Source organism: Amphritea balenae, from assembly GCF_003858655.1.
Classification (GTDB): Bacteria; Pseudomonadota; Gammaproteobacteria; order Pseudomonadales; family Balneatricaceae; genus Amphritea; species Amphritea balenae.
Genome location: NZ_RQXV01000007.1, coordinates 206,832 through 225,779 on the forward strand (window position 1 = coordinate 206,832; position 18,948 = coordinate 225,779).

Sequence of the window (18,948 nt, forward strand, 5' to 3'; positions counted from 1 at the left end):
TTTACCGTTTATGTTTTCTCTCCAACATCACTTCGAACAGCAGCTAAACCGACATAGCCATGGTGTTAAACGCTGGGTTATTGCGCTCAGTGGTGGTCTGGACTCTGTCGTTTTACTCGATCTTGCCGCCCGGATTATTCCGGCTAAGCATCTCTCTGTTATTCACGTTAATCATCAGCTGCAATCTCAAGCAGGTGGCTGGAGTTCATTTTGCCAGCAGCTGGCTGACCAGTACCAAATAGAATTTAAATCGATCAGGGTAACTGTTGATGCCGGGGCCAGTGTTGAGCGGGCGGCTCGAAATGCCCGTTATCAGGCATTTGAACAGTATCTGCAGTCAGGTGATTGTCTGTTGTTGGCGCAGCATCGAAATGATCAGGCTGAGACATTGCTTTATCGTCTCTTGCGGGGAGCAGGGCTAAAGGGTTTAGCCGCTATGCCGCGTACCCGTGAAATAGGAATGGCCTTTCTACAGCGCCCTTTACTGAGCGTGAGTCGTGATCAATTACAGAGCTGGGCTGAGAAGGCTCAACTGAACTGGATTGAAGATCCTAGTAATGCCGATCTGAGCTATGATCGAAATTATCTTCGGCATCAGGTTATGCCTTTGTTGCGGGCGCGTTGGCCTGGCTTTGAACAGCGTTGGTCTGACACGGCGGATTATTTGCGCGATGCTGATCAGCTGTTGACTGAGTTAGCGCAGATAGATCTTCAAACGGTTGCTGATGAGCGCAATAGTTTGAGTTGTGCCGGACTAAATGTTCTTAGTATTAAGCGCAGAGATAACTTGTTACGCGTCTGGCTGGCTGAGCAGGGATTGCCTGCAGGGGCTAAGGTTCTGATGTCGATCGGACAGATGATCGAGGCTGTCGATGATTCATCCCCTGAATTGAAGCTATCTAGCGTTAAGTTACGGCGCTACCGGGGGCGTTTATATCTCACTGCTGAGCAGAATGGCATAGACTGGCAGGGCCGCTTGTTACCCGAAGAGGGTCTGCATTTGCCGCAGGGTAGTTTGTTGGTGGTTAAAAAACTGAACGGTTTAAGATCTCTCGCCGGAGTGACCCTGCGCAACCGTTGTGATGGCGATCGTTGCACGCCGGTTGGCAGAGGTGGTTCAACCAGTCTTAAAAAGTTATTTCAGGAAAATGCAGTGCCACCCTGGCAGCGAAAATCCTGGCCTGTTTGTATTCTGGGTGATGAAATTGTCGCAGTACCTGGGATCTGTGTATGCGAAGGTTGGCAGGTAGAAAAGGATGTCGCTGGATTTCATCTGAAATGGGTGCCGGCTGCATTGTCTGTCGGTAGCGATTCTGGTACCCTGTAGCCCCATCTCGTATAGCTGTTTTCAGAGCAGTTTATTCATTTTTTTAAGACCAAATACAGGTTCCTCATGACGCGTTATATTTTCGTCACAGGCGGTGTTGTTTCCTCATTGGGTAAGGGCATCGCATCAGCATCACTCGCAGCTATTCTAGAAGCGCGGGGATTGAAAGTAACTATGCTGAAACTGGATCCATATATCAATGTTGATCCAGGTACCATGAGTCCGATTCAGCACGGTGAAGTGTTCGTTACCGAAGATGGTGCTGAAACTGACCTGGATCTTGGTCACTACGAGCGTTTTATTCGTACCACTATGAATAAACGCAACAACTTTACTGCCGGCCGCGTTTATCAACATGTGCTGCGTAAAGAGCGTCGTGGTGATTACCTGGGCGGAACCGTACAGGTTATTCCGCATATTACCGATGAAATAAAGCGTCGTGTCATTGAAGGTGCCGGTGATGCTGATATCGCGTTGGTTGAGATTGGCGGTACGGTAGGTGATATCGAGTCACTGCCGTTTATGGAAGCGGTACGTCAGCTGAAAGTTGAGATGGGCTTTAGTCGTGCGATGTTTATGCATCTGACGCTGGTGCCTTATATTGCAACGGCTGGTGAACTTAAAACGAAGCCATCGCAACACTCGGTTAAAGAGCTACGTTCTATCGGTATTCAGCCAGATATCCTGGTATGCCGTTCTGAAGTGGCAATTCCATCGTCATCCCGTCGTAAGCTGTCTCTGTTTACTAACGTTGAAGAGCGTGCGGTTATCTCTTTACCGGATGCCGATTCTATCTACAAAATTCCACGTATGCTGAGCGAGCAAAAGCTTGATCAGATCGTATGTGAACGCTTTAACCTGGATTGTCATCCGGCTGACCTGACTGAGTGGGATCGGGTAGCAGATGCCAAACTGAACCCGCATCGTGAAGTAACTATCGCGATGGTCGGTAAGTACATGGAACTGCTGGATGCGTATAAGTCGCTGATCGAAGCGATCTCTCACGCCGGTATCGAGCTGCGTACTAAGGTTAATATCAAGTATATCGATTCTGAGCATGTTGAACGCGATGGCGTTGAGCTGCTAAAAGATGTGTCTGCAATCCTTGTACCAGGCGGTTTTGGTGAGCGTGGTGTAGAAGGTAAGATCGCTGCGGTTAAGTATGCCCGTGAGAATAAGGTGCCTTATCTGGGTATCTGTCTGGGTATGCAGGTAGCGGTTATTGAATACGCGCGGCATGTTGCCGGTATTGAAGATGCTATCAGCACTGAATTTGATGCCGATGCAGCTTCCCCTCTGATCGGTCTGATTACTGAATGGATGACTGAGGAAGGCGCTAAAGAGATTCGTGGACATGCTGATGATCTGGGCGGCACTATGCGTCTGGGTGCTCAGGTATGTCATCTGAAAGAAGGTACTACTGCGCATAAAGCGTATGGCGCGACCGAAGTGAGTGAACGTCATCGTCACCGCTATGAAGTAAACAACAACTATGTTCCTCAACTGGAAAAGGCAGGCTTGATTGTGTCTGGTCGCTCCGTTGATGGTGAGCTGGTTGAAGTGGTGGAAGTGCCGGATCATCCGTGGTTCGTTGCCTGTCAGTTCCACCCTGAATTTACCTCAACCCCTCGGGATGGTCATGGTTTGTTCCGTGGCTTTATTGAGGCTGCTCTCACACAAGCAGATCTTGAGAAGTAAAAGAATACTTATAATTTTTGGAGTTTGACCAATGGCACAGATTGCTGACATTAAAGCCCGCGAAGTACTGGATTCTCGTGGAAACCCAACCGTAGAAGCTGATGTTATTCTGGCATCCGGTGTAATAGGGTCTGCCTGCGCACCTTCAGGTGCGTCTACTGGTTCCCGTGAAGCGCTGGAACTGCGTGATGGCGATAAAGGTCGTTACCTGGGTAAGGGTGTTCTGAAAGCGGTTGCTGCCATCAATGGTGTTATTCGTGAAGCCCTGACCGGTATGGATGTTGCCGATCAGCGTGCGCTGGATAACAAGATGCTTGAGCTGGATGGTACAGAGAATAAAGAGAAGCTGGGTGCCAATGCTATCCTGGCGGTCTCTCTGGCTGCTGCCAAAGCTGCCGCGACTGAAAAAGGTATTCCACTGTACGCACACATTGCCGAAATAAATGGCACTGCAGGTCAATTCTCTCTGCCTGTACCAATGATGAATATCATCAATGGTGGTGAGCATGCAGATAATAACGTTGATATTCAAGAATTTATGGTGCAGCCGGTTAACTTTGATAAGTTCTCCGATGGTTTGCGCTGCGGTGCTGAAATCTTTCATGCACTGAAGTCTGTACTTAAGGCACGTGGTCTGAATACTGCAGTAGGTGATGAAGGTGGTTTTGCACCTAACCTGGCGTCAAACGAAGAAGCGCTGATCGTTATTAAAGAAGCGATCTCAAATGCCGGTTACGAGCTGGGTAAAGACGTTACTCTGGCACTGGATTGCGCTGCATCTGAATTCTATAAAGATGGTCAGTATGATCTGTCCGGTGAAGGTAAGGTATTCAGTGCTGAAGGTTTCGGCGACTACCTGGCTGCTCTGACTGAAAATTACCCTATCGTTTCAATCGAAGATGGTCTGGACGAGTCTGATTGGGATGGCTGGGCTTACCTGACCCGTAAAATTGGTGACAAAGTACAGCTGGTTGGCGACGATCTGTTTGTAACTAACACCAAGATTCTGAGCCGTGGTATTGAGCAAAACATCGGTAACTCTATTCTGATCAAATTCAACCAGATTGGTTCTCTGTCTGAAACTCTGGATGCGATCAAGATGGCGAAGGATGCAGGCTTCACCGTAGTCATCTCTCACCGTTCCGGTGAAACAGAAGATACGACTATTGCGGATCTGGCTGTTGGTACTGCCGCTGGTCAGATCAAGACCGGTTCTCTGTGTCGTTCTGACCGTGTTGCTAAGTACAACCGTCTGCTGCGCATTGAAGAAGAACTGGGTGAAAACGCAGTTTATAATGGCCTGAAAGAGATTAAAGGTCAGGGTTAATTTTTAACCGAATTGTGAAATACTAGGGGGCTTAGAGCCCCCTTTTTTGATTAAATTAAATACCGAGTAAGAGTACTGCTGAACCGTGTTTCGCTGGAATCTGTTTCGTTGGATCATATTGCTACTGCTGATCTGCCTGGGTGGGCTGCAGTATCGGCTGTGGTTTGGTGAGGCGAACCTGCGTGAAGTGCAGACGCTGAAGCAAGAAATAGAGCTACAACGTACTGAAAATGATCTTCTCATCAGCCGTAATCATCAGCTTGATGCTGAAGTGAAAGACCTGAAGCAAGGTCTTGCGGCACTTGAAGAGCGAGCACGCAATCAGTTGGGGATGGTGAAAGAGGGAGAAACCTTTTTTCAGCTAGTTCCCGCCTTACCGGGTAAAACGCCTGCTGAACAAGGCCAGTAACGGGACCTCCTTCGTTGACAAACTTTCCATCCCAATTGAACTATTTATACGGTGAGCCTGTTGGCAGCGCTGTCATTCGTACTGAGCCCGAAGATTTTCAGGTTGTTGAGAATTTGTCTTTTGAACCTGAAGGCAGTGGCGATCATATATTTCTATATATTCGTAAAACCGGAGAAAATACTGACTGGGTTGCGCGTCAGTTGGCTCATTTTTGCCAGGTAAGCCCGAAAGAGGTTGGCTATGCCGGTAAAAAAGATCGCCATGCGGTAACCGAGCAATGGTTTAGTGTGCACATGCCGGGGCGTTCGCCTTTAACCTGGTCTTTGTTTGAAACTGATACCATCAAGGTTTTGAAGGCGGTAAAGCATACCCGTAAATTGCGCTTAGGTAGCCTGACTGGAAACCGTTTCAAAATCCGCTTACGTCAAGTGACTGAACCTGCGGCGTTACTGGAAAGAGCTCAGTTAATCACAGCGGGCGTCCCCAACTACTTTGGCGAACAGCGTTTCGGACATAATCAGGGCAATCTGGACAAAGGTGCCGCTCTGATTGCAGGGAAATTGAAAGAGCGACAGCGGAATAAAAAAGGCCTTTATATCTCTGCGGTACGTTCCTTCCTGTTTAACCAGCAAGTTTCTCAGCGCATTGAGCAGTCGATCTATATGGTTCCTGGTGATGGCGACGTATTGATGATTAATGGTAGCCAGAGCTGCTTTCAGTTTGATGCCGAGGATGACTCTATAGCAACACGTCTGGCGTCGGGAGATCTTCATCTGACTGCCTCTATGTGGGGGCGGGGAAGATCTATCTGTACCGGTGCAGCGGCTGAGTGGGAAAAGCAGCAGTTGCAAGAATGGCAGGAATTGTTAGATGGCCTTGAGCGTTTAGGTTTGAATCAGGAGCGTCGTTCTATCCGCTTGTTACCGGGAAATCTGGTGGTTGAGCAGGAGTCTGATGATCAGGTTGTGTTGGCGTTTGACCTGCCTGCAGGTAGTTTTGCAACCAGTGTTTTGCGAGAATTGGTTAACGTAAGTTCAACCGCAGGTCAGCAGGGAATTGAGTCAGAATAATGCGTATTTTGTTATCTAATGATGACGGTGTTTATGCCCCTGGGCTGGAAGTGCTGGCTCAGGCTATGGCACAGGATGCCGAAATCTCAGTTGTAGCGCCTGATCGCAACCGAAGTGGCGCCAGTAATTCTTTAACCCTTGATCGACCGTTGGAAGCCCATCATCATCACAACGGTTTTGTTGGTGTAAATGGCACACCAACGGACTGCGTGCATTTGGGGATAGGGGGCATTTTTAGTGAGCCGCCAGAACTGGTTGTTTCCGGGATCAATACCGGTGCTAACCTGGGTGATGATGTAATCTATTCAGGTACAGTAGCGGCGGCAATGGAGGGGCGGTATCTGTCATTACCTCCGATAGCGGTGTCGTTGGCGGGAAGTAACCCGCAGCACTATGAGACGGCTGCTGAAATAGTACGTCAGCTTGTGCTTGATATTCGGAAGCTGGTTTTAGCGCCGCGTACCGTATTGAATGTAAATGTTCCTGATCTGCCATTGGATGAGATCAAAGGTATTCATGTAACCCGTTTAGGGCATCGCGTGCTGGCGGATAAGCCGGTTGAGTCTATCGACCCTCGAGGGGCAAAGCGTTATTGGATTGCAGGTGCTGGTGCAGCCGAAGACTGTGGTCCCGGGACAGATTTTTTTGCAGTTAAATCAGGTTATGTTTCAATAACGGCACTGAATATAGACATGACTCAGTATGCTGGCATGGATAATCTGAGTAACTGGCTTGAGGAATTAGTTTGAATAAGTTGCAGTTGCTGAATATCGATATGAGCAGGTTTTGCCGTATGGATAAAGTGAGTAACTGGCTTGAGGAATTAGTTTGAATAAGTTGCAGTTGCTGAATATTGATATGAGCAGATTTTGCGGTATGAATAATCAGGGTAACTGGCTAGAGGAGTTAACGTGAATAAGTTGCAGTTGCAGGGTATTGGGATGACGTCTCAGCGTACCCGCAGCAGGCTGGTGCAGCGGTTGAAAGACCAGGGGATAACAGACCAGCAAGTGCTGGATGTTATGGCGAATACTCCCCGGCATATTTTCATCGACGAAGCACTGTCACACCGTGCTTATGAGGATACCGCTCTGCCGATCGGCTTTAATCAGACCATTTCGCAGCCTTATATAGTGGCGAAGATGACCGAGCTGTTGTTGGCTGAGGGTGATCTGGAGCGGGTGTTAGAAGTCGGAACCGGGTCTGGTTATCAAACCACCGTATTGGCTCAGCTGGTTGAGAAAGTATTCAGCGTGGAGCGGATAAAGCCGTTGCAAGATAAAGCGCGGCAGCGTTTTTCGCTACTTAAGCTGCATAATATATCCCTGCGTCATTGTGATGGTGGGATGGGCTGGCCGGACAAAGGCCCGTTCGACGGTATTATTGTTACCGCTGCTCCGGAAGAAGTCCCCCCCGAGCTGTTGGCCCAATTGGCGATAGGTGGTCGCCTGGTGATACCTGTAGGCGGTAGTCGACATCAGTTATTGAAACTGGTGATACGCCATTCAGAAACTGAATATGAAACAACTGTGTTGGAAGGGGTAAAGTTTGTACCGCTTCTGACAGGCACTGTACGCTGAGCTGAATAACGGAATATTGAATGAGTATCAAACGAACAACCGGAGATTATCTGGCACTGTTTTTAAAAGGGATGCTAATGGGGGCTGCCGATGTGGTTCCGGGTGTATCCGGTGGCACTATTGCCTTTATTACAGGTATCTATGAGGAGCTGATAAATACCATTAAAGGTTTTAACCTTCAGGCTGTTCGGGTGCTGTTCAGTGATGGGCCTGTGGCCTGCTGGAAGCAGGTGAACGGTACCTTTTTGCTGGTACTGTTGGTGGGGATTATTACCAGTATTGCGACGATTGCCGGTGCTGTTCTGTTCCTTTTGGCAAATCATCCTATTTTACTCTGGGCATTTTTCTTTGGTTTGATTCTGGCTTCTGTGTGGTTGGTTATGACCCATATTGAGCGCTGGGATCTGAATCTTATGTCCGGGTTTATACTCGGCACTTTACTGGCTTTTGCGGTGACCAGCTTTGCGCCTGTGAGTGTGGAACCAACAACGCTGATGGTGTTACTGTCAGGTGCTATCGCTATCTGTGCAATGATTCTGCCAGGAATATCTGGTAGCTTTATATTGTTACTACTGGGTATGTATGCACATATTCTGGCGGCAGTGAAAGGGGCGGATTTTCAGGTAATTGGTCTGTTTATACTGGGCTGTATTGTTGGCATTATGAGTTTTTCCAGGGTGTTAAGCTGGATGTTTAGTCATCACCGTCAGGTGACCCTGGCTTTGCTGGCCGGCTTCATGCTCGGCTCTCTGAATAAGGTCTGGCCCTGGAAGTATACGCTTGCCTATACCATTAATCGTCATGGTGAACAGGTGCCCTTGCAGCAAGAGAATATATTGCCCTGGAATTTTCAGAGTATTACCGGGGAGTCGTCATTTGTCATTGGCGCGGTTGCACTGATGTTGGTTGGCATGATGGTTGTTATTGCTATGGAGCGCTATCAGGCCGCAAAAGGATAAACTATGCCCAGAGCGCTTGCAGATCGGCTGATATTAACGGTAATTATTACCCTTATGCTGCTGTTGTCTGCTTGTAGTTCTAGTAGTGTTTATTCTCCGGTTGACGAACGATCCATCGGAGGGAGAACGCCGGTTCGGGTCACCACCACGCAACGCCCGGATCAATACCGGGTACGTAAAGGTGATACCTTGTATGCGATCGCGTTTCGTTACGGTGTTGATTATCGTCAGCTAGCCCGTAATAACGGCATCGATAGCAGTTATTCTATTTACCCCGGCCAGACGTTGTCTTTTAAAGCCGCTGCTGTTCAGAGTAGATCTGTTTCAGCTAGAAACACTCAAGCTAAGCCCTCCTCCCAATCGGCCAAGAAAACAACGTTCAGTCCAAGTACAGCTCCCAGCAAGCAATCTAAAACCCAGTCAAAGCCTCAGCCGGTGGTCAAACCGCAGCCTAAATCATCGACGACTAATAAAGCGACAGCAACATCGGCGCAGGTTGCTGCTAACAGAACTCTGCATTGGCGTTGGCCGTCATCGGGCAAGCTGCTTCAAGGCTTTAGTACTAAAGGTACTGAAAATAAAGGAATTAATATTGCAGGCAAGAAAGGTGAGCCGGTACATGCGGCCGAGGCTGGTAAAGTTGTTTATGCGGGTAGCGGCTTATTAGGTTATGGTAACCTTGTAATAATTAATCATAACCAGAAATTTCTTAGCGCTTATGCGCATAACAGTCGCATTCTGGTAAAAGAAAATGATATGGTAAAAAGAGGTGTCAAAATTGCTGAGATAGGAAGCAGTGGTGCCACCCGCAATATGCTGCATTTTGAGATTCGCCGGGATGGACAACCCGTGAATCCAATGAAGTATCTGCCGCGTAATAGATAACAATATAATTGACTGTCACTAATCAGTAACTGCGAACAATGTTTGAGCAAAGTTACTCGAGGTTATAGCAATGGATAATGTAGAAAATACCGAGCAGGATCTGGAAAAGATCTCAAAGAGTGCTGAAGTTAAGGGTAAAGCAGCCTCTAAAGCTAAAAAAGAGTCGTCACCAGAATTCCTGAACAGTGGTCGCGGCAAAGGCAGTATGGCGCATAATGACCTGCTGAACGCCAAAACTCTGGACGCTACCCAGCTATATCTGAATGAGATTGGCTTTTCTCCCCTGCTGACAGCAGAAGAGGAGGTTTACTATTCCCGCCGGGCGCTCAAGGGTGATGAAGCTTCCCGCAAGCGGATGATCGAAAGTAATCTTCGTTTAGTTGTTAAGATCGCTCGACGTTATATTAATCGAGGCCTGACTTTACTGGACCTGATCGAAGAGGGGAACCTGGGCCTGATTCGGGCGGTGGAGAAATTTGATCCGGAACGGGGCTTTCGCTTTTCGACCTATGCAACCTGGTGGATTCGCCAGACCATAGAACGGGCGATTATGAATCAGACCCGCACCATCCGTTTGCCAATTCACGTTGTTAAAGAGCTAAATGTTTATCTTCGGGCTGCTCGCGAGCTGGCTCAGAAGCTTGATCATGAACCAACCGTTGATGAGATTGCTGAAGCGGTTGATAAACCGGTGGAAAATGTTGAGCGGATGTTTGGGCTTAATGAGCGGGTTACCTCGGTTGATGTCCCGGTCGGTAAAGATTCTGACAAAATGCTGCTCGAGACTATTCCTGATGAAGAGTCTTCAGATCCTGAAACGCTGCTTCAGAAATCTAATATCAGCGGTAATCTTGAAGGTTGGCTGGGAATGCTGCCTGAAAAACATGCGGAAGTATTATCCCGTCGTTTTGGCTTGCGTGGATATGAAATGAGCACGTTAGAAGAAGTAGGTCGAGAGATCGGTCTGACCCGTGAGCGGGTACGACAAATTCAGGTTGAAGCATTGCGTAAGTTGCGAGAGATAGTTGAACGCAATGGCCTTAGCGGTGAAGACCTGCTAAAAGAGTAATGTTAAGCAGATTAGAAAAAAACGGGCTTTAAGCCCGTTTTTTATTGCCTGAAATTTACTGTCGGTCAGCTTCTTTCTTCAGTGCGTAGAGCATTTCAAGTGCCTGACGCGGGCTCAGGTCATTCGGATCCAGTGCTTGCAGTTGTACCAGGGCAGGGTGGGGTTTGGGTGCAACAAACAGATCATCCTGTACCGGAGGAGGCATGCGACGTTGTTCTGTCTGGCCGGTATCCTCTTCCAGTTGAATGAGTTTTTGCCGTGCCCGACTGATGACGTGGCCCGGAACGCCAGCGAGTTGGGCTACCTGTAGACCGTAGCTCTGGCTGGCAGGCCCCTCTTTTACTTCATGCATGAAGACGATGTGATCCTGATGCTCCATGGCCGTAAGGTGCACATTGAATACGCCCTGGCACAGCTCAGGCAGTACTGTTAGTTCAAAATAGTGAGTTGCAAAAAGAGTCATCGCTTTAACATCATTAGCAAGATATTCAGCTGCTGACCATGCCAGCGAAAGGCCGTCAAAGGTACTGGTTCCACGGCCGACTTCATCCATCAATACCAGGCTCTGTTCGGTCGCGTTATGTAAAATATTAGCGGTTTCAGTCATCTCAACCATAAAGGTGGAGCGTCCACCGGCCAGGTCATCCGATGAGCCCATGCGGGTAAAGATTCTATCAACCAGGCCAAGGGTTGCTGCTTCAGCCGGGACATAGCTGCCGATATGTGCGAGCAGTGTAATTAGCGCTGCCTGTCGCATGTAAGTGGATTTACCACCCATGTTCGGACCGGTGATGATCAGCATTTGTCGATCAGGTGAAAGGCTCAGATTATTGGCTACAAAAGGGTCATCAAGTACATTTTCAACCACCGGGTGCCGACCGTTAGTGATATTGATTTGTGGCTCTTCAGTAAGGGTTGGGGCTGTATATTCCTGGCTATCTGCTCTTTCCGCCAGATTGCTTAATACGTCAAGTTCCGCCAGGGCTGAGGCACTGTCCTGAAGCACTGCCAGTTGTTCTGCCAGAATTTCGACCAGCGCTTCATAGAGACTTTTTTCCCGACTCAGGGCGCGGCTTTTAGCACTTAACGCTTTATCTTCAAACTCTTTAAGTTCAGGGGTGATATAGCGTTCGGCATTTTTGAGAGTCTGACGGCGAATATATTCGGCAGGCAGATCTGCTTTCTGAGCCTTGCCTATCTCAATAAAGTAACCGTGTACCCGGTTGTAACCGACTTTAAGAGTGCTGATGCCGGTGCGTTCTTTTTCACGGGTTTCCAGCTGAACCAGATAATCGCCGGCGTTCTCGCTCAGGCCTCGTAACTCATCCAGTTCAGTGTCATAGCCCGGTGCAATAACGCCGCCGTCGCGAATAACCACCGGCGGGTTTTCTATCACAGCGTTGTTTAATAACTGACTGAGTTCGGGAAAGGTTCTGGCGGTTGCTGCTAATTGTTGTAGCAGTTGGGGCTGTGTTTGTTCCAGCAGTAACTGAATGTCAGGCAGCACCTGGAAGGCATTCTTCAGCCGTTCCAGATCCCGGGGTCTGGCTGAGCGTAAAGCGACTCGTGCCAGAACACGCTCAATATCACCAATCTGCTTCAGTAGCGGACTGAGTTGTTCGAAATGGTAGTTACTCATTAACCACTGAATGGCCGCTTGCCGGGACATAAGAGTATTGCGACAACGCAGAGGTCGGTTAAGCCAGCGACGTAGCATTCGGCTACCCATCGGAGTAACCGTTTTATCTATGACCGAGGCAAGGGTATTTTCATGACCGCCCGCCAGGTTGATATCGATCTCCAGATTTTTGCGGGTGGCTGCGTCGAGAATAACGCTGTCATCACGTTGCTCAAGAATCAGGCGGCGGATATGCGGCAGGGAAGTACGTTGCGTTTCTTTAGCGTATTGCAGAAGACAGCCCGCAGCGCCCAGAGCGACAGGCAAATGATCACAGCCAAAGCCGGTCAGGTCTTTAGTTTGAAATTGCTGGCAGAGTAATCGTTCGGCTGTTTCCAGCTCAAAGTTCCAGGGGGCTTGTGGACGTAATCCCCGACTTCCTTTTAATTGTCCTGCCAGATTATGGCCATCATTAAACAGGATTTCGGCGGGCTTGAGGCGTTCAAGCTCCCCCATAAGCGCTTCTTCACCTTTGACTTCAAGTAAGCTGAAGCGTCCGGTACTGATATCAACAATAGCGATGCCGTAGTGTTGTAGATCGGTATTCACTGCAATCAGCAGGCTATCGCTACGTTCATCCAACAAGGCTTCGTCGCTGAGAGTGCCCGGCGTAACAACGCGCATGACTTTACGCTCTACAGGTCCTTTGCTAGTGGCGGGATCGCCAACCTGTTCGCAGATAGCAACGGACTCCCCTGCACGAACAATCTTAGCGATATAACCATCGGCAGAATGGTAAGGAATGCCTGCCATAGGTATGGGTTCGCCTGCTGTTTTCCCGCGTGCGGTAAGCGATATGTCTAACAGCCGGGATGCTTTTTTAGCATCGTCGAAGAACAGCTCATAGAAATCACCCATACGATAGAACACTAATTGATCCGGATGATCTGCTTTTATCTTCAGATACTGCTGCATCATTGGAGTGTGTTTGGGTTGCTGTTGCAAAGTGGAGTCTATGTTGGTTGTCATGGCGCTATGTGGGCTCAGGGTTGGAATTTGTCAGATGCTTCGTTCAAAAAAATTGAATTAAAAAACTGCTAGCCATCTAGCTAATGATCTTGAATCAGAAAGTGTTTCGGATTGTCATTAATGTATTGGAAGAGCCTGTAAGTTGTCTTCAGGTGGAGTGAGGAGGTTACCAAATTGGTTAATAAAGTTCTAATTTTAGTTTAAGTAATATCCTATTCAGCGATATGCTTATTTAAACGCTGTGTTTTGGTAAGGTTAAGTTTTCACAGGATAAAATTAAGAATTTGAAAAAAAGTTTTAATAAATGAATTTAAACGGGTAGCTAATCACCCTGTTTTTTTTGCTTTGGTTTTTTCTTTGGGGCTAAAAGAACAGAAGGTGGTGTAGTAAAAGTCTATGACCAATTCATCATTACATAAGAAAGATAGTCAGTCTGATAGCCTTATTTCGATAGAGGGCGGGGTCGATGCCAGCAAAAATTTGCTGGGTGAAATGGAGCGCTGGCTTAACTGGCAATGTTGCATGTTATCGGGTGTTGAGGCTGCAGCGATTCTATTCAGTGCAACTGATAGTACAGCTGATAATGCAAAGATGCGGCTTACACTCTGGCCTTCTGATGATATTGATGAAGTAAATCTTAAACTGGTCGCCCAGAAGTCGTTCAGCCGTAACGACATTGTCACTCATAAGGCCTCTGTTCAAATTGCTGGTAATTCTGAAGTACTGGAATACCTGGCTCTACCCATTCGTGTAAAGGAACAGCTGACAGCTGTGGTTGTGGTCGCGCTGAAAATCCGACCGGATAACCAGTTTCAGGCTGTCCGACAATTATTACAGTGGGGGATAGTCTGGCTCGAAGGATTATTGCTTAAGACGCAGGATGAACTGCCGGAAGCAAAACAACTGGCGCTTCAGGTCGTGGATAAGTTGCTTGATTCAGCGCCTTTGGCAGTAACTGCTCATCAGGTATGCAACCTTCTGGCTGAACGGTTTAATTGTAATCAGGTTGGATTCGGACTCTGTTCTGGCTTACGGGTAGAGACGCAGGCGCTGTCTCATCAATTGCAATTTGACCGGCGTTCAGATTCTATGCGCCAGTTGGAGTTGGCGATGGAGGAGTGTACTGATCAGGAGTTGCTGATCCATTATTCCCCGGATCAACCTGACCTTAACTCGAATTATTTAACCAATGCACATGCAGCGCTTTTAGCGGCAGGGTGGGGTGATTCCGTCTGTTCAGTACCTTTGAAACTAAATGGGAAAATGGTTGGTTGTATCGTATTAAGTCGATGTAACGGTAATTGTTTTTCAACAATCGAGTTGGATATCTTAGCTGACATTGCCCGTTTCATCGGTCCGGCAACTGAGCATAAAGCGATAACAGAATATTCTCTCTGGCGTAGATCCGCTAGCAGCATAAAGCAGCAGTTCAATAATTTGTTTGGTGCGGGCCATCTTCGCCTTAAGGCACTTGTAGCGGGGTGTTTGTTGGCCACTGTGCTGCTTACCCAGGTCCACGGGAGTTATACGGTTACGGCCCGATCAGAGATTGAGGGGGTTATACAGCAGGTTATCAGTGCACCATTTGCAGGCTATCTGGAATCAGTTGAGATCAGACCTGGAGATAAGGTGCAGCAGGCTCAAGTGCTTGCTTCCCTGGAAAGTAAAGATCTGGTCTTAGAGCAAGACCAATGGAACAGTGAACGGGATCGCCTGACCAAAGAATATCATCAGGCGTTGGCCGCCGGTGACAGGGCTGAGATCGGCATTATGCAGGAGCGGTTGTATCAGGCAGAAGCTAAGTTGGGCCTGATCAAGCAGAAGTTAAGCCGTGCGCAACTTAAAGCGCCGTTTACCGGAGTCATTATTAATGGTGATCTGAGCCAGTCGTTGGGTCTGCCGGTTGAGCAAGGACAGAAGTTGTTCGAGCTATCGCCACTGGATGACTTTCGGGTTGTTCTGCAGGTAGATGAGCTGGATGTTGCCCGCTTTGAGGAAGGCCAGCGAGGATCTTTACGTTTAACAGGTTTTCCCGACAGGCCAATTGATACTGTTATCTCCCGTGTAGTGCCAATGGCTACAACTATACCAGGAGGAACCTACTTCAGGGTTGAAGCGGAACTGGAAAATCCAGGCATGAATGTTCAGCCAGGAATGAAAGGGGCAGCCCGTATAGTTGTCGGTGAGGAGCCGTTGTATAAGGTCTGGGGGCAGTCGTTGTATGACCGGGTTCGATTATGGTTGTGGTCGGTTGGACTGTAGATGAGCAGAGGGGGAAAGCATGACGGCTGATGATGAGATCTTGTGGCAGTATGTTGCTGAACTGAGGCCTCAGTTACGTGCTCAGGTCCAGATAGTCGTTCAGAACTACCGTGCTGAACGTTGGTATTTGTTACAGGATAGCAGCAGTGGTCGTTTTATCCGGATGAACAGTTCCGCTTATCAGGTATTGGGCAGGCTCAACGGTGAGTATTCTTTGCGTGAGATTCTTGCCTTGAGTAATCAGGGCAGGAATGAAGAAAACCAAGCATTAACCTCATATGATGTACTGCGGATTCTGGCGCAATTGCATGATGCGGACGTCCTGAAAGGCGCCATCCCGCTATCGGCCCAGGATATTCTCAGTCGCTATAACAAAAACCTGCGTTTTCGGCGCTTACGGGCCCTGAGTAATCCTCTGGCGTTGAAAATTTCGCTGCTGGATCCAGATCGGTTTCTTAATGTTCTGCAGCCTTTAGGGCGTTTTATCTTTTCTTCTGCTGGGGCAGTTATCTGGCTGATAACCCTGATCTGTGCGGTGCTTTTGGGTAGCTCGCAGTTTCAGGCGCTGTCTTCTGCAGTACTTGGACTCTCATTCGGATCGGCTTCGATGGTCTCCGTCTGGTTGCTTTATCCGATGATCAAGATACTGCATGAGTTGGGGCACGGTCTGGCAATTAAAACATTCGGGGGCGAGGTTCATGAAGCTGGCATTAATATGCTGGTATTTTTTCCTGTTCCTTATGTAGATGGGTCAGCTGCATGGGCCTTCCGGGATAAGTATAAGCGGGCTTTAGTGGGAGCCGCGGGCATAGTAGTAGAATTATATCTGGCAGCTATTGCGCTGATTATCTGGTCTCTTGTCGAGCCTGGAGTAGTGCAGGATATGGCGCTTTACACGTTTATTATCGCCAGCATCTCAACCTTACTGTTTAATGCTAATCCGTTGCTGCGCTTCGATGGTTACTATGTGCTGGAGGACTTGATTGAAATTCCCAATCTGGCATCGAGATCGCGCCGTTTTTATCTCTACCTGGTGCAGCGCTATCTACTCAACATCAACTCCGCGGCGTCGCCTGTTACGGCTCGGGGTGAACGGGGCTGGTTTATCTGCTACGGCCTTCTGGCACCGTTTTACCGACTGTTTATTCTATTTACCATTGCTATCTATCTGACGTCTGAATTTCTTTTGATCGGTGCTGTGCTAGCGGGTTGGGCGGTGATGATGCAAATTATCAGCCCGCTGTATCGGGCTGTTATGTTTCTGCTGACCAGTCCCACAATGCAGCACCGCCGATTTCGGGGAGGTATGATTTCGGGCCTGTTTCTACTACTTGTTTGCGGTGGATTATTGCTGCCGATGTCGTTGACAACCCAGGCGCAGGGAGTTGTCTGGATGGATGATAATAGTCGGATTGTTGCTGGAACTTCTGGGTTTATCTCTCCTGAGGTTAAGCCTCAGGAGCGACAGGTGGAGGTTGGCGATGTAGTAGTTCAGCTGGATAATCCCGATTTGTTGGTAGAACAGCAGGTTCTAGAATCGCGTTTACGTGAACTGCGGACCCGGCAGGTTGCTGTCCGGCAGGAAAGCCGGATTCAGGGAGGGATGGTTGTTGATGAAATTCGGGCGGTTGAAGCTGAGTTAGCACGTCTGAATGCTCGGATTGGGCAGTTAGATGTTCGTACTAACGCTGCCGGTACGCTAGTTTTAAATAATAACCTTCTGTTTCAAGGGGAGTTTATTAGTCAGGGTGATCTGCTGGCTTATGTCGTGCAACAGCGAGCTCAAGTGATACGCGCGGTGATCCCTCAGGAGCGAATTGGTCTGCTTGGACGAGAGGCGGTGACCGCCGATGTGATGTTTGCGCATCAACCGGGTCGAAGGATCCATGCGGAAATTATCAGACAAGTACCTGCGGGTAGTCGCATTCTGCCCAGCGCCTCTTTGGGGCTTAATTCAGGTGGAAATATCAGGTTGGATCCTGCTGATCCGAAGGGGCAGACTGCCGCAGAAGATTTTTTTGTGATCGATCTGATTGTGCCAGAAATAATGGATACGGATCAGATAATGAGTCGGGTGTATGTCAGATTAGATCATGGTTATGAACCCGTTGGTCAGCAGTTATTGAGATCGCTGCAGCAGCTTTTTTTGAGACAGTTGAATAGCTGATTCGGTAAAAAAAAGAGCGCGGCTTGATGTTTTATGGATGCAAACAAATAGATTGAGAGTTGTATGATTATGGTAGGGCAAAACCGAATGTTGAGGTTTTTTCTGTGCTCACTGATGGGGTTTGCATCAGCTTATGCTGTTGCAAAGCAGCCGAATCATTTCCAAGAGCTGGATTGTATAATATCGCCGAGTGTCGTGACTGATCTGGGGAGCAGTTTGCCCGGTGTTATACGTGCGATTACTATAGATCGCAGTGATCTGGTGCAACCTGGTGATGTTATTGCTGAACTGGATTCAGGTATTGAGCAAGCAGCCCTGGAACTGGCCAATACCCGTGCTGAGTTAGATAGCGAGATAGATCTGCAGCTGACCAGCGCCGAATATGGCGAGCGAAGTAGCGAGCGGTATCAGAAACTGTACCAGCGTCGCGCGATTTCCGGAGAAGATCTTGATCAGAGCCTGACTGAAGCGAAGCTGGCAGATATTCGCTTGCAGTTGGCTCAGGATAAACAACGTCTGGCCAGTCTCGAACGAGAACGAGCTGATCAAGTGCTGCAACGACGGACTATTCGGAGTCCTATCGCAGGTGTCGTGGTGGAGCGTTATAAGGATGTTGGCGAATATGTTGATAATCAGCCGGTGGCCCGTATTGCGCAGCTATCACCATTGCATGTCGATGTGATCGTACCTATAGCCCGGATCAAAGAGCTGCAGCCGGGCATGAGTGCTAAGGTATGGTCGGATCAGGTGGACGGTAACTGGGTCGCGCAGGTTGATCGTATTGACCGGGTTGCTGATCCTGCTAGCGGCACGATTGGGGTTCGCTTGCTGTTGGATAACCCAGACTACAGCATTCCGGCCGGAATTCGCTGTCGGATGAAGTTTCAGTCTGATGAAGCGGTGAGCGTTGATAATGAGCCACAGCAGAGCCAAGTTCAATTGGATGCTGTGACAATAGAGGACGAAGCAAAAGTCGAAGCAAAAGCGTCGGCTTCTATACCAGCACTTGTTGCTGAGCCTGTTTCTGATATCCGCAAGCCACAAGAACTGCAGGCTGCCGCCCCTACTACCGCTGAACAATGTGCGGTGCTGGGGCCTTATACCGATCAACAGCGGGCCAATTCAAAGGCTGCTGAGCTGGGTTCGGCGCAGTTAACTGTCAGACTGGAGCAGCGCCAGCGGTCTGTGATTAGCGGCTACAAAGTGTTATCCCCCCGGTTACCTTCTATGGCTAAAGCCAAAGCCTATAAAAAGCGCCTGAAAGCAGCCGGTATTAAAGACTATTTTATGTTTAACAGTGATCAGGGTGGCTTTGGTTTATCGCTGGGGTTGTTTGATCAACGCGCTGTTGCTGTGCGCTATAAGCAGCAACTGAAACATAAAGGTGTTATTGCTACGGTGGCACCCCGATACAGGGAAAGCCCGGGTTATTGGTTACTGTTGCAAGGGGCTAACAGTCAGTTGAAAGGTGTCGCTGAACTGGCCGATAAAACATCTGTGGAACTTGAACTGGTGGCATGTACCTAATCCTGTGGTAATTATTCTGCA

General features: G+C 48.5%; 14 protein-coding genes. 13 read left to right on the forward strand and 1 reads right to left on the reverse strand.

Features of this window, described 5'->3' with window-relative positions; genetic code table 11:
- The first annotated feature begins 10 nt into the window (after positions 1–10).
- From tilS to rpoS, 10 genes are all read left to right on the forward strand, one after another.
- Positions 11–1,327 (forward strand): tRNA lysidine(34) synthetase TilS, encoded by a 1,317-nt coding sequence (tilS, locus tag EHS89_RS13675; RefSeq protein WP_124926716.1) that lies wholly within the window; start codon positions 11–13, stop codon positions 1,325–1,327.
- Between the two features lie 66 nt (positions 1,328–1,393).
- Positions 1,394–3,025, forward strand: coding sequence for a CTP synthase (locus EHS89_RS13680; protein ID WP_124926717.1), 1,632 nt, complete (start codon positions 1,394–1,396; stop codon positions 3,023–3,025).
- 31 nt (positions 3,026–3,056) lie between these two features.
- Positions 3,057–4,352, forward strand: coding sequence for a phosphopyruvate hydratase (gene eno / locus EHS89_RS13685; protein WP_124926718.1), 1,296 nt, complete (start codon positions 3,057–3,059; stop codon positions 4,350–4,352).
- 85 nt (positions 4,353–4,437) lie between these two features.
- The gene (gene ftsB, locus EHS89_RS13690) at positions 4,438–4,761 is read left to right on the forward strand and encodes a cell division protein FtsB (RefSeq protein WP_229753599.1); all 324 of its coding nucleotides are present in this window, start codon (positions 4,438–4,440) and stop codon (positions 4,759–4,761) included.
- Positions 4,762–4,775: 14 nt separating this feature from the next.
- Positions 4,776–5,831 carry a tRNA pseudouridine(13) synthase TruD gene (truD, locus tag EHS89_RS13695; RefSeq protein WP_124926719.1) on the forward strand — a complete coding sequence of 352 codons (1,056 nt, stop codon included), beginning with the start codon at positions 4,776–4,778 and terminating at the stop codon, positions 5,829–5,831.
- The gene (gene surE, locus EHS89_RS13700) at positions 5,831–6,580 is read left to right on the forward strand and encodes a 5'/3'-nucleotidase SurE (protein WP_124926720.1); all 750 of its coding nucleotides are present in this window, start codon (positions 5,831–5,833) and stop codon (positions 6,578–6,580) included. The genes truD and surE overlap by 1 nt, the downstream gene beginning before the upstream one ends.
- 192 nt (positions 6,581–6,772) lie before the next feature.
- Positions 6,773–7,411, forward strand: a complete 639-nt coding sequence (locus tag EHS89_RS13705; protein ID WP_124926753.1) for a protein-L-isoaspartate(D-aspartate) O-methyltransferase — start codon at positions 6,773–6,775, stop codon at positions 7,409–7,411.
- A gap of 20 nt (positions 7,412–7,431) precedes the next feature.
- Positions 7,432–8,370 (forward strand): polyprenyl-phosphate transporter, encoded by a 939-nt coding sequence (locus EHS89_RS13710; RefSeq protein WP_124926721.1) that lies wholly within the window; start codon positions 7,432–7,434, stop codon positions 8,368–8,370.
- A 3-nt stretch (positions 8,371–8,373) separates the two neighbouring features.
- Positions 8,374–9,255 carry a peptidoglycan DD-metalloendopeptidase family protein gene (locus EHS89_RS13715; protein ID WP_124926722.1) on the forward strand — a complete coding sequence of 294 codons (882 nt, stop codon included), beginning with the start codon at positions 8,374–8,376 and terminating at the stop codon, positions 9,253–9,255.
- A 70-nt stretch (positions 9,256–9,325) separates the two neighbouring features.
- Entirely contained in the window at positions 9,326–10,324 is a 999-nt protein-coding gene (gene rpoS, locus EHS89_RS13720) for an RNA polymerase sigma factor RpoS (RefSeq protein WP_124926723.1), read from the forward strand.
- A 55-nt stretch (positions 10,325–10,379) separates the two neighbouring features.
- On the opposite strand, the gene mutS is transcribed toward rpoS, so the two are convergent.
- Positions 10,380–12,971, reverse strand: coding sequence for a DNA mismatch repair protein MutS (gene mutS, locus EHS89_RS13725; protein ID WP_124926724.1), 2,592 nt, complete (start codon positions 12,969–12,971; stop codon positions 10,380–10,382).
- 396 nt (positions 12,972–13,367) lie between these two features.
- Between mutS and EHS89_RS13730 the strand changes: the two genes are divergently transcribed.
- The 3 genes from EHS89_RS13730 to EHS89_RS13740 all read left to right on the forward strand — a co-directional run bounded on the left by EHS89_RS13730 (position 13,368) and on the right by EHS89_RS13740 (position 18,927).
- Complete coding sequence (locus tag EHS89_RS13730) at positions 13,368–15,233, forward strand: GAF domain-containing protein (RefSeq protein ID WP_124926725.1); 1,866 nt, start codon at positions 13,368–13,370, stop codon at positions 15,231–15,233.
- Positions 15,234–15,252: 19 nt separating this feature from the next.
- Positions 15,253–17,400: an HlyD family efflux transporter periplasmic adaptor subunit gene (locus tag EHS89_RS13735; protein WP_124926726.1), complete on the forward strand. Its 2,148-nt coding sequence runs from the start codon at positions 15,253–15,255 to the stop codon at positions 17,398–17,400.
- Positions 17,401–17,514: 114 nt separating this feature from the next.
- On the forward strand, positions 17,515–18,927 hold the full coding sequence (locus EHS89_RS13740; protein ID WP_268239392.1) for an efflux RND transporter periplasmic adaptor subunit: 1,413 nt from the start codon (positions 17,515–17,517) through the stop codon (positions 18,925–18,927).
- The last annotated feature ends 21 nt before the right edge of the window (positions 18,928–18,948 follow it).

What these genes read in the sequence shown, in the direction of transcription:
- tilS (WP_124926716.1), top strand. Translation starts at nt 11, where the DNA reads ATGTTTTCTCTCCAACATCACTTCGAACAGCAGCTAAACCGACATAGC.
- EHS89_RS13680 (WP_124926717.1), top strand. Translation starts at nt 1,394, where the DNA reads ATGACGCGTTATATTTTCGTCACAGGCGGTGTTGTTTCCTCATTGGGT.
- eno (WP_124926718.1), top strand. Translation starts at nt 3,057, where the DNA reads ATGGCACAGATTGCTGACATTAAAGCCCGCGAAGTACTGGATTCTCGT.
- surE (WP_124926720.1), top strand. Translation starts at nt 5,831, where the DNA reads ATGCGTATTTTGTTATCTAATGATGACGGTGTTTATGCCCCTGGGCTG.
- EHS89_RS13705 (WP_124926753.1), top strand. Translation starts at nt 6,773, where the DNA reads ATGACGTCTCAGCGTACCCGCAGCAGGCTGGTGCAGCGGTTGAAAGAC.
- EHS89_RS13710 (WP_124926721.1), top strand. Translation starts at nt 7,432, where the DNA reads ATGAGTATCAAACGAACAACCGGAGATTATCTGGCACTGTTTTTAAAA.
- EHS89_RS13715 (WP_124926722.1), top strand. Translation starts at nt 8,374, where the DNA reads ATGCCCAGAGCGCTTGCAGATCGGCTGATATTAACGGTAATTATTACC.
- rpoS (WP_124926723.1), top strand. Translation starts at nt 9,326, where the DNA reads ATGGATAATGTAGAAAATACCGAGCAGGATCTGGAAAAGATCTCAAAG.
- mutS (WP_124926724.1), bottom strand. Translation starts at nt 12,971, where the DNA reads ATGACAACCAACATAGACTCCACTTTGCAACAGCAACCCAAACACACT.
- EHS89_RS13730 (WP_124926725.1), top strand. Translation starts at nt 13,368, where the DNA reads ATGACCAATTCATCATTACATAAGAAAGATAGTCAGTCTGATAGCCTT.
- EHS89_RS13735 (WP_124926726.1), top strand. Translation starts at nt 15,253, where the DNA reads ATGACGGCTGATGATGAGATCTTGTGGCAGTATGTTGCTGAACTGAGG.
- EHS89_RS13740 (WP_268239392.1), top strand. Translation starts at nt 17,515, where the DNA reads ATGGGGTTTGCATCAGCTTATGCTGTTGCAAAGCAGCCGAATCATTTC.